Raw genomic sequence first — 11,884 nt, 5'->3', positions numbered from 1 at the left:
AAGACTGCCTCTATGAGAGGATTGTAGAGAAGGAGTATTTCATGTATTTACTTCGCGGATTCGCCACATGGCTTATCATTATCTTAGCGGAGACCGTCCACGGCATCCTGCGCGAGGCTCTGCTTGCACCGATGGTAGGCAGTTTTACAGCCCGTCGCGTCGCATTCTACATTGGCCTTGGACTTATATTTGCAGTTTCCATGGTATTTATTCGATGGATCAACGCTCAGACTGTCAGGCAGCTTCTCGTCGTCGGGGCGATGTGGATGATTCTAACGCTCCTATTCGAATTGGGATTGGGTTTGTTGCTCGGACTCAGCAGCGAGCGAATTCTTGAGGACTACGACGTCACGCGCGGCGGTTTGATGGCATTTGGGATGCTATTCCTCCTCGTCGCACCTCTGCTGGCGTCCCGCATCCGCAATGCATACGTAAGAACTTCAGAATGATCATGCGGATTGATATTTCGGACCCAAAGGCGGGGGCGATGCCCCCGCTGATTCGTCACATTAGGGACAGCAGGCCGGCAGCCTGCGTCCCGGCGCTCACTCCAGTCCCACGAAATCGACATCCGTCAGTGTGTCGAGCACCTGAACGACACGCGGTACAAAGCGGTAGCTGCGTGAGTTGACGCTCATCACGAACGACTCACCCACAGGCACGCCTTCGAAACGATAGTAGCCGAAACTCGAGGTTACAGCGGACCGCACAACGCCGTTCGTGTCGGTCATCGTCATTGTGGCGTTGCGCAATCCGCGTCCGTCCGGCGTCATCACGCGGCCTGACACCTCGACGCCCGCCGCGGTCGGTACGAGCACCGTGATACTGCCGTTGGTCTTCGCACTCTGCGGATCATTCTCATTGAACATAAAATCAACGAAATTCAGCGGTGTCGATGTCCCGGGAGCACCAACGACGTCGAACCGCAGATTCAGCAGAGTTCCCTCGCCGACGATGTCCTGAGTGCCGTAAACAGCCACGCGAAGAATGCCCGGCATGTCCGTGTTCGAGACCACGAGCAGTTCGCTGCTTAGTGTGCCGGTCTTTTCAACGGGCACCGCGTTCGGCATTGCGACCGCCGGATCGTACGACACCTCGAACTGATGCGAAATAACGCCACGTGCGGTGACGTCGCCTGTCGTGATCGGCACCGAAACGGTCGTCGAGGTGCCCGACGATACGTTCGCCAATGACACCGCGACCGGTACCACGCCTTCTGTGAGCGGTTCCGGCGGCGGAGCGACGGCCCAGTTGCCCGACACCTCGCCCATCAGCAACGCGACGTGATCCTGTGCGGCGATGTGGCCGTTGACGGTCGCATAATTGCGGCTCGGCGGCGTAAACCGCCACGTTCCCGTTGTGCCCGTGTTCGGATTTCCGACGGCGAAACGTGCGATCTGCGAAGCGTCGAACGACGAGATCGTGCCGTTATTGCTGACATCGGCGACCGTCTGCTGGGTCGCGTTGAGAATCACTGTACCAATGACGTGCCTTGCGGTTATCGCCGCGTCAAACGCCGTGATCGCATCAGTGTGGCCGCTCTTCGACGGCGTCAGAGTATAGGCTCCGGTACCGAAACCGGTCAATTCATACAAACCGTCTGCGTCCGTGACCGTGTTCACGTTCGGCGAGCCGACACCGCTTATAGTGACATTCGGCACCGCCGGCGGCGTTAGTGAATTGCCGTAGGTGACGAGTCCTGTGACACGGCGGTTTTCGGAACAGGCCTCACCGTCCTCGGTCACGACGCACGGCGTGCCTTCGTTAAACTCGAACGCCGCCAGATGCAAAGTGCTGCACGACGATGTGGTCGCCGTGATGTCGAATTGCAGATTAAGCAGCACACCCTCACCCGTAAGATCGTCCACGCCGAAACCGGAGACGACTAGCGTTCCCGCGATCGGCTCGTTCACCTGGACGACGTAGTTGCTGCTCAGAGTACCCGCGATGCTCTCGCCCGTGAATTCTAATACCGCCGGGTCATACGTCAGCGTAAAATCATACGCCGTCGCACCGCGACCCGTCAGGTCTGTAACGTTGACAGGCACGGTAAGCGACGTCCCGGGTGCGCCGGCCAAACCGCTCGCCGGTATCGAAACGGTCGGACAACTCGCCGCCTGCGTTACTGTGAATGTCTCGCCTGCGACCGTGATCGTGCCCGTTCTCGCCTCGCCCGTATTCGCCGCGACGGTGTATTCAACAGTGCCGTCGCCGGTTCCGGACGACCCCGACGTTACGGTGATCCAAGCGTCATTGCTCACCGCCGTCCAGTCACACGTAGAATCACTCGCCGTCACTGAGATCGCCCCATCTCCGCCAGCCGAACCGTAGTTCTGCAGCGTCGGATCAATACTAAACTGACAACCTCCGTCGATGGTAAAGTCAACATCAGTTGCGGCATCTCTCAAACGCGGCAGATCGATGTACTGAGGCGCGAAGGTGTTGAATCCGGGTCTTGGAGATACTGTATAGCTGCTGTCGGCGGGAAGATCGGTAAAGCTGTAATCTCCCGAAGCGTCGGTCGTCGCTTCCCTCGACGTGCCGCCCTCCAGTGATACCAAGAGGTCAGCCATCGGATCACCGTTCAGGTCGGTTACCTTGCCGCTGATTCCGACGGTCGCCGCGGTCCCGACAAACACGACCGTATTTTCCCCGGACATATTGAGAAATGTTGCGTCCGGCTCCCGAAATATGTATCCGGGAAGACTCGGCTGAACAATGTAGTTTCCGAACTCTTCCAGATTATGGAACGTGAAGCTGCCGTCACTGTCGGTGAACGTATCGCGGGTCTCACTTCCACTGAGGACGATTAGCGCGTCTGCAAGCGGATCACCGTTGTTATCGACCACCGATCCCGAAAGGCTCGGCTTGGACGGATCGATCTCTTCGACAAGAGCGAAGGGGCTGAGGCTGGTTGTTGTTGCACAGATCTTTCGAACGGCAAATGGGGTGTTCGTAAAGATACGGCTCGATGTCCGATCAACCAGAACCCCTCCTTCGTTATGCATGAAACTCAGCGAATTAAGCTGTTGCTGGGTCGTAGATGGAGAGAGGTCAATGCAAACAGTGATGGGCGCGGTCACTGTCGAGGTCGTTGATATCTCGAACGATCCGTATTCTGCCACGCTTCCATTCTGGCTTATGGCAAATCCGCCAGGAACTGCTCCGGCGGCTCCCGGCAGGATCGGATCGATCGTAGTTGTCGCGCCCGTACCTGACGTATTAGCGAAACTGACCGATACTGACCCGGTAGAAACACTTACATTTGAGCCTTCGGGCGTTGCGACCGAGTTATCGCCTCCCCAACGTATGCGAGAATTTGGGAAGTCTGGGTTTACGATCAGCTTTTCCGTCCCGTCCCGTCTTATAATTGAAAGCGCGACCTTACCATTCTCCGATCTTTCCGTGATCGCCAGCCGCGAACTGTCCGGCGACCAGTCAACGCTTAGCAATTTGGTCGGGCCTGTATAAATGGCCTGCTGACCCGTCCCGTTCGGATTCATAAGCATCAGCTTTGAACTCGAAGTGGAGTTTTCGAATCGAACAAATGCAATTTTCGAATTATCAGGAGCCCACTGGGGTGACTCATCGAGGAAGTTACCCGGACCGGTCAATTGATCCAAACCTGTGCCGTTCGCTTGAACCAAATACAGGTGCCTCTGAAGTTCAGAATCGGTGATCCTGCTGAATGCAAGTTGTGATCCATTGGCCGACCATGCGGAGTCCTGAAATGCTCCTACAATAAAAGTAGACTCTGACGAAAAGTTGACGTTGCGGACCTGCGTTTGTCCGCCTGCGTTGAGGGCAAGTCTGGTTCCGTCCGGCGATATGTTCATCCCGGTCTTGATATTCCCGTTATTGTAAACAACATTACGCTGGTTACTGCCGTCAACGTGAGCCGCGCGGACAGTAACATTGTCATATATTGCCGCTATTGTGTGTCCGTCTGTGGAGAGATCGGGGATAAATGCAGACCCGCTGCCGTAATAGATCGGCAGCCTGGCAACAGTAATTCCGCTGCCGCTCGGGTTAGACATAAGTACGCTATTCCTAGTCGCAAAGATCAGCTTCCCCGGCATTGACGGGTATCCGAATGCAGAAAAATCGGCGGTCCTATCATCTGTTGAGATCGTTACACTTGCGGATGCGGGCGAAAACGTTCTTCCTTCGGCCGATGGCGTGACCGAGTAGGTACCCGGCATCAGCTTTGGAATTGAAAATTCACCGTTCAGGTTTGTTTTTGCCGTCGTATTTGGGCTCGGACCACCGGTCGTCGCTATAGTTACGTCAGAAAGTGCAAATTCTGATCCGTTATTTAATGTCGTTACTCGGCCACGAATGGAGTATCTTTCTCGCGTTGGCTCAAACGTCTGATCAATTTGGTTCGCTGAAAGATCAGCGTAAGTTCTGCTTGCAGGCAAAAAGGAAAAGTTGCCTTCCCTTGGGACAACGGTGTACGTTCCGCCGGCGGGAAGGTTTCGAATCTCATAGTTCCCGAGACGGTTAGTCCTTACAGATAACGAGGCATCACCGGACACTACCAATTCAACTCCCGGCACACCAACAGAACCGACAAGAACTCTACCCGCGATCGAATGTACGCCTGCAACGACAGGCTCACATCGGCTGAATTCGCTTGTATTTCCTAAGGGATCCGTTGCCGTAGCGGTCACAAAGTCCCCTGCACTTACTGTCACGGGCAAAACCAGATCCACGGAACCTAATCCACCCGCATCGGTGGCAACTTGCATCGAACCCAGATATGTCTGTCCCTCGCCATGGCCGCTTGAATCGCACTGAGTAACGGAGTAAAGATCCACCGTGTAGCTCGTTGATGGCTTGCTCGACAATGAACCGGATATCGTTGTTTCGCCGTTCCCCGCTATTGCCGAGGAAATATCCGGATAGTTTTGTAATCCATTCGGTCCTGAATCCTCATCGAGAAGATCGTTCGGGATCGGCCCTGTCGAACCAGGAGCAAGGGCAATACCTTTAAGGGCATTCACAAAGATCGAGTTTCTCCTAATGCGCACACGCGTCAATGCCCCCGCCACCGATACACCCGCAGATGTATTGAAAGCGATCGTATTCGATCCGGCGGGAGTGCCATCACCGATGTTAACTGCAGAATTCCCAGCGACGCTGATGCCGATCGAGGTTGTGATCGGCCCGGTTCCGGCAGCATTCGTGCCGATATAGTTTCCGAGGATCGTTGCATCGATGTTGAAACTCTGTCCTGAATTGCGTCCGACGTAGATCCCAGTAGATCCCCCTGCAATGAGATTACGACGCGAGGCGTCGGCTCCGCCGATCACCACGTTCCTCGATTGCATGAGCACTATCTGCTCCAAGCCATTCGGCATAGCGGTTGAACCGGTAATATCGGTGCCGATGTAATTGGATTCTATAGTAACTCCATTTCGGTTTTGGACTGAGATAGCAGCTCCGGCAAATCGATTAATTGCAAATCCTCTCACCGTTACATCGTCCGCCTGGATCGCAAGTCCGGCATTATTGGCAAAAGTTCCGTCGAGTTCAATTACCGGCGTACCTGAATATCCGGGCTGCGTCGTAGCGTCTATAACGACCCGTTTTGTGATCGGCGGCAAGAATGTCAGAGGCTGAATTGTATGAGGGCCACTGCCGGGGATATTGAAGGAGATGGTCTTATCAAACGTAAGCAGGTTCGCTCTGATAATTGCTTGCCGGAGTGAACCCGGACCTGAATCGTTAGTATTTGTTACCTGGAACTGGTCAATAATGTTGAATGAATTACTTTGGGTTCCGGTTAGACTATTTGTGCTCGCCATCAGGGTGTATCCTGTTCCACCCTTGTTGATAGAAATATCGGGGAATGAGGCAACGCCGTTCGCAGTATTCTTCGTTGTAGTTCCACTCAATGCTCCGCCGCCGGGATTGGCGCCGATAGCAAGTGTTATAGACCGTGTGCCTGACGGAACACGGTTTCCAAGCGCGTCTTGTACCTCGACAAACGGGATTATTGCTTGTTGGCCGATCTCCGCGTCGTTCGGCTGACTTAAGAAGCCGAGTTTGTTTGCAGGCCCGGGAGAGATACTGAAATTCACTGTGTTTGCCGGCGTTAATCCTGAGGCCGAACTTCGTAGAACGTAATTGTTCCCACTCTTGTTTATGCTCAAGCCGTCGAACGTTAGCAAACCGTCGACAGCATTGCGAGTAAGTACTCCGGAGAGCACACCGTTTCCCGGATTAACAAGTATCTCGATGGTCACAGCAATGGACGAATTCCTCACCAGATTGCCGCCGGAGTCTCGTACGACAACCTGCATCGGTGACAGGATCGCGCCTGCAGTTGTGCTTGCCGGCTGACTGGTGAATTGAAGAAATGCCGGCTGGCCATAGGTACTTACTACGGCAAATGCCTCCACACCTCGGGCATCACTTACTTTGATGGAATCAGACGTTCCAACATTTGGACCGGCAGTGTAAAGTCCTGTCGACCCATTGATCGTGCCGCCTGAACCATTAGTTTGGAAAGAGAAAGTGTACGGCCCAATGCCTCCGCTTGCATCAAAATCGAATGACGTCCCATTTTGTACAAACGTCTGCGATGGCGTTATTACGAGTGGAGGTGGAGGGGTAATATTAACGGTTGCATTTGCGATCTCGCCAAGGCTGTCCGTAAGTTGGAGCGTGTCGGTTACACTGTCAGTAAACCCTGCTGCATATAGTCCGGTCGTCGGGTTGATGGTTCCGCCCGAGTTGTTTTGTACGAAGTTGAACGTCGCTGCTCCGAATCCGCCGCTGCGTGTAAATGTTTGCGTGTTGCCGGCGGTGACGCTGGTTGACGTCGGCGAGATGGTCAACGGCGGCGGACAGTCGTTATTGAAGATCCACGTCCCATTATTGTTGCCGCTATTTGTGCCGCTGAAAACTGTCTTAGTGCCCGTTCCTCCCATACGTTCGACATCGACATCGACGAGTCGATAGATGCCGCTGCCGGACCAATTCTTCTGGTTTGTGTCATTCGACCGTATTAGGATCGTTTCAGTTTCAGGACAGGCCGCCCCGCCGCCCTGTAGGTCGATGACGCCGTTGTTCACGACATTGCCGAATAGAGTGATGGTAGCTGCAGAGTCGCTGACGAGCCTGCCTCCGGAATTGACCGTCAGATTCTGCACCTTCAGATCACTTCCGTTTGCCAGATAGAGCCTGCCGCTTTGTATCGTGAGGTCAACCGCGAACGGATTGCTGAAACCGTCGAGAGCGATAAGTTCCATCGGCGAAGCGGCGGTGACCGTCCCCGAAGGCTTGTCGATAACATACGAGAATGACGACACGACGGGATTCCAGCCGCCGTTGTTCGTAAACGTCTGATCCGCCGAACCTTTGAAACCGATCACAAAATTACTGCCTAATCCGCCCGAAAATCCGCTACCGACGGTGAAGTTCCCGAAAACATCGAGAAATGTGTTCAGGAAGAGACCAGAGCCTTTGCCGATCCTGCCTTTCAGCAGGCTAAGGTTGCTCAAAACGCGCAATCGGTCAGATGACGTGATCGAAAAGGAACCGGTCGAGCCCGTATTAGGGTCGTCGTCATCGAGTACTACATTAAATAGGTCGAGCGTGCCGGCATTACTTCCGTCAACGTCGAGAAATGTTGAAACAGAGCTGAAAGAGGGGGAGGTGTTGAACACGCGCCCAAACTTGACGGTTCCGTTGTTGTGACGAAACGTCCCCGTATTCACACTTAGCCCGCTATCTCTGCTGCCGAGGAAGCTCAAAGTTGTAGCCGGTGCAGTGAAGGTTCCGCCCGTGACCGCGAGTTCCGAGGCCAGCAGCGTCATACTCGCCGCTAAAGAACAGTCAAACGAACCGCCGCTGACGGCAATTCGCGTCTGTATTCCCTTTATCGGACCGGTCCCGCAGGAAAAGCTGCCGCCGGAGACGGTATTTAGGGCATTCTCGAACTGAAATTCTGCTTGTCCCGCGTTGAGAACACCTTGCAGAAGGTCCAACTTGCCAATACTGAAAAGCCCGCTTCCGTTTACGTTCACCGTAGTGTTAGGGGCATCAACCAAAAGAGGATTGAACGTACCGGTAAGGCCGCTCGGAATATCCACCGTTCGCGTCGCATTGCCGAGAAGTTTGATCGTCGCGTTGCCTGTCGTCGTTCCCGTATTGTTGCCCCAGTTCGGCGAGACGGTTACCGGGCCAAAAGCATGGATCGCGGTGTTGCCGTTCGTCGAATTCGGATTCGACATCATAAAATCACCATCGAGCAAAGATAGAGTGCCGTTCGCTACCAAACTATCCTGATCCGTTAGCAAAAGTCTGCCCCCCGTCGCCGAACTGTCGATCGTCAAATTGTTTAGAACGAGTTGGCCCGCCGATGCACCGTCGATATTCAGATCCACACTGCTCCCAGAGCCTCCCGTGCCATCGTCCCCGCGAAATGCGACGGTTCCATTACTATCGATAAAACTCGCACTCGCGATATTCACCACACCGCCGTTGAACGAAAGTGTTCCGGCCGGCGCCGTGAAAGAGCCTCCGCTCAGATCAAACGCCTGCGAGGTCGCCCGCACGATCATTGACGTGGTGGCCGAACAATCGAACGTCCCGCCGCTGATCGTAACGATGCTGTACTCAAACGTCACCGGAGCCGAACTGCAAACAAAATTACCCGCAGACTGAATAAAGAATGGAGCGTTTGAATTGAATCGAACCAAAACGCTCGACGCCGGCCCCTGCGTGATCGTTCCCGTATACCCGGCATTGATCTGCCAGCGGTTCACATTGATATTCATGTCAATGAACGCATTTTTAGTACTGGTCGCGTCAAAAATTACAAGGTTCGTGTTCGTCGGCACTTGATCGCAGGTCCAGTTAGCGGCCTCGGACCAGTTGTTCGTCGCACCTTCTCCGTCCCACGTTTTTTGCCCCGCCACGCAGTCGGCCGTTGCTAAATGGTCAACCCCCAGTTTCGGTTCGACATCAGCGACCTCGTCGTCCCTCATGCCGGCACCGCTTACAACGGGTGTGACCATGCTCTCAATCGCTGAAATAAGCCGAGAAATGCCCAATCCACTCTCAACACAAACCGACGCGATCACGATGCCGATGGCTACAATACCGACCAAAACCCTATTCTTTTTCAATTTCATTATTACTCCCCTGTAAACTGTGCTTGCTGTTGCTGCCCGAGGGGCATTCGAAATGTCGAAAATCAATAATGTTGGGATATCCCCCCATTTGCTGCGATTATCTGATTTGCAAAGCCGATAAGTCTTGAGGAAACGGTGAGGAAACTCTGAGTATTTATGTTGAATCCTGAGGAAATTCAGAGTTCAAAGCATAATTACTTCCGCGGCAGCATTTTTAAGCCAAATTCCACATATATTTCACACCGGATGACCGATCGACCACCTATCCATCACGCATCCGCAACCAGCGTCGCAATAACCCGCAAAACGAAGTCGCAAAATGCCCACACTTCAGCAACGGCGATAGCGAACCGCTGCATTTCACAACCGGCGGCTTGCCGCTAACGCACCGCGGTTAGGCTTGCCTAACCGGCGTTGGTCGCAATAAAAAAATCGCTCGCAGGCTGTGCCTGCGAGTGGGGATTTAGTAGTTGCATCTTACGGTCGGGTACAACCCGACCGCCGTGCATTCTTGCACTCTCAACTCTCTACTCCCAACTCTCCACTCTCAACTCACTCCAGCCCAACAAAATCCACATCCGTCAGCGTGTCTGTAACGACCACGACTCTCGGCACGAAGCGGTAGTTGCGCGAGTTAACGCTAATAACGAACGAATCCCCCACAGGCACGCCCTCGAACTTGTAGTAACCGAACGAGGACGTGACCACAGACCGCATGATGCCGTTCGAGTCCGTCATCGTCACTGTGGCATTACGCAATCCGCGTCCGTCCGGAGCGAGAACACGCCCCGATACATCGACACCCGCGGCGGTCGGAGGAAGGAACTCGATTCCCCAGCCACCGGCGATTGAGCCGATCGCTGTCACCATTAGCGGGTTGCCGTTGTCGTCTCGGACGTATAGATGCCAGTCGCCCATCGGGTTTGACAGGCCGAATGCACCAAACAACGTCTGCCCGATCGGTCTTGCGACCACGCAGCCCGGTTCTAAGTATGGCCCAACGGGAGCAGGTGACGGGAAATTCGAAACGGGCGTCTCGCACGAGGTCGGTTTGAATGTGCCCGTCGTAAGCGGGTCTGAATCAGGCAAAACCGCCGCGGCAACGTCCGTAAAACTCAGCGTCACAGGCGAATCGACATCTATCCCAAATGGCCCGCCCGTGTCTCCCATCAGCACGTATTTCGCACCATTTGGGCCTACAAGCAGTATGTCGATGTGGTCGGGGAAGAAGTGCGATACGTCGTATAGCGTGACACGCATCGAGCCGATAGCCGTCGGTCCGCCCGAGACGTTGATGGTCGAAGGATACGGATTCGCCGAATTTCCAAGAAACATATCAATCGCCGCCGCGTTGCGAAACTGCGAGGCAGTGTCGTTGATCAGCAGCACAGCCGTATCAGGACTGCCTATATCCGCACCGACGTTGTCCGTCAGCGACAGATTCACCGTCTCACTGCCCTCGTCTATCAGATCGCCACACAGCGGGACGTTGAAGAACTGCGACGCACTGCTAACAGCAAAATTCAGCGTCACAGGCCCCGTATAGACATAATCCACACCGCTCGAACAAGTCGCCCCGCCCGTCGCCGTGCCATCCGTCAATACAACATCCACACTCGACGTGCCGGCCAGACTGCCGGTCCGCGTCACCGTAATAACAGCGGTCTGCGATTCATCATCAATATAACTCGCCGCCGAAAACTGCACCTCTGTTATAGGTGTCGGACTCGGTGTCGGCGTAGGCGTCGGGGTTGGTGACGGTGATGGAGTCGCCGCAGGAACCGATTGCACAACCAAACGGTAGTTGAACTGGCAAGCGGCACCCGAACAAAATCCCGACCCATTCACCTGGATAAAGTAGGTTCCGGGCGCAAGGTTTTTAGCGGCCGCATCGACCGGCACTGCACCCCGGCCGTCGATCTGTGAACATAATCCTCGTCCATCGTCGTCATCTGATACCAACAAGACACCCGACGAATTAAATAGTCGGATAAAACTATCGATGCCATTTGATTCGCAAGTTTCCGTATTATCCCCTTCGACCGTCTCGATCCTTAACGAAGATGTTTCAGACAAGGTGACTGCATAGAAGTCAGAGTCACTGATGACCTGACGATCGCCGAAAATGAACTGCTCCGGGATAGATGGCAGCGGATTTGCGGTTGCTATTGAGTCATTTGGTTCGGTCTCGCTGCCTTGATCGACCAGATAATGAATTTTGAGAACATAAGCTGCGATCGTACCGGCCGTAGTTTTGTTCAACCGAATGTAGTAAGTTCCTGGAGCGAGAGGAACATTTAGTGAGGAACAAACTCCAATTCCTGAGGTTGTATCGGATTTCAACGTCGTCCCGGCGGAATCTAAAAGCGTCAATGTGGTCGAGGCGGGAATATTGGCCGAAGTGCAATCCGTTCCACTCGAATCAAAAACCTCAAAATTAACTACGGTTTGTACCGCGACCGAGAGCCTGAAAATATCAAGATCTCCGGTCGGCGTGATCGCACCGGTGATATCAGTCGAACTGGTTATGATCGGAAGCGCGGCGTCCGCCTCTACAAGCGTACCGTTCGGTTCGACCTCTGCGATCACCGTCGGCGAACCGAACAGAGTACCCAGATCCAATGCAAATGCTCTGGTAAAACCGTAAATTAAAGCAAAAGTGATCAAGCCCACGGCCAATGTAGATAATATGGATCGATTCATTGTCATGATCTGTTCCTCTCAGTTCCCGCGGCGAG

3 protein-coding genes are annotated in these 11,884 nt (G+C 54.1%); 1 reads left to right on the top strand and 2 read right to left on the bottom strand.

Going from position 1 to position 11,884, the window contains the following annotated elements; genetic code table 11:
• The first annotated feature begins 41 nt into the window (after nucleotides 1-41).
• Complete coding sequence (locus IPM50_14770; GenBank protein QQS32896.1) at nucleotides 42-449, top strand: hypothetical protein; 408 nt, start codon at nucleotides 42-44, stop codon at nucleotides 447-449.
• Between the two features lie 96 nt (nucleotides 450-545).
• On the opposite strand, the gene IPM50_14765 is transcribed toward IPM50_14770, so the two are convergent.
• Nucleotides 546-9,146, bottom strand: coding sequence for a carboxypeptidase regulatory-like domain-containing protein (locus IPM50_14765; protein ID QQS32895.1), 8,601 nt, complete (start codon nucleotides 9,144-9,146; stop codon nucleotides 546-548).
• 552 nt (nucleotides 9,147-9,698) lie between these two features.
• Nucleotides 9,699-11,855 carry a carboxypeptidase regulatory-like domain-containing protein gene (locus IPM50_14760; GenBank protein ID QQS32894.1) on the bottom strand — a complete coding sequence of 719 codons (2,157 nt, stop codon included), beginning with the start codon at nucleotides 11,853-11,855 and terminating at the stop codon, nucleotides 9,699-9,701.
• Nucleotides 11,856-11,884 lie beyond the last annotated feature (29 nt).

Source organism: Acidobacteriota bacterium, from assembly GCA_016700075.1.
GTDB lineage: Bacteria > Acidobacteriota > Blastocatellia > Pyrinomonadales > Pyrinomonadaceae > OLB17.
This window is presented reverse-complemented; position numbering and strand designations above follow the sequence as displayed.

Coding starts and splice junctions, on each gene's coding strand:
- IPM50_14770 (QQS32896.1), top strand. CDS start 42: ATGTATTTACTTCGCGGATTCGCCACATGGCTTATCATTATCTTAGCG.
- IPM50_14765 (QQS32895.1), bottom strand. CDS start 9,146: ATGAAATTGAAAAAGAATAGGGTTTTGGTCGGTATTGTAGCCATCGGC.
- IPM50_14760 (QQS32894.1), bottom strand. CDS start 11,855: ATGACAATGAATCGATCCATATTATCTACATTGGCCGTGGGCTTGATC.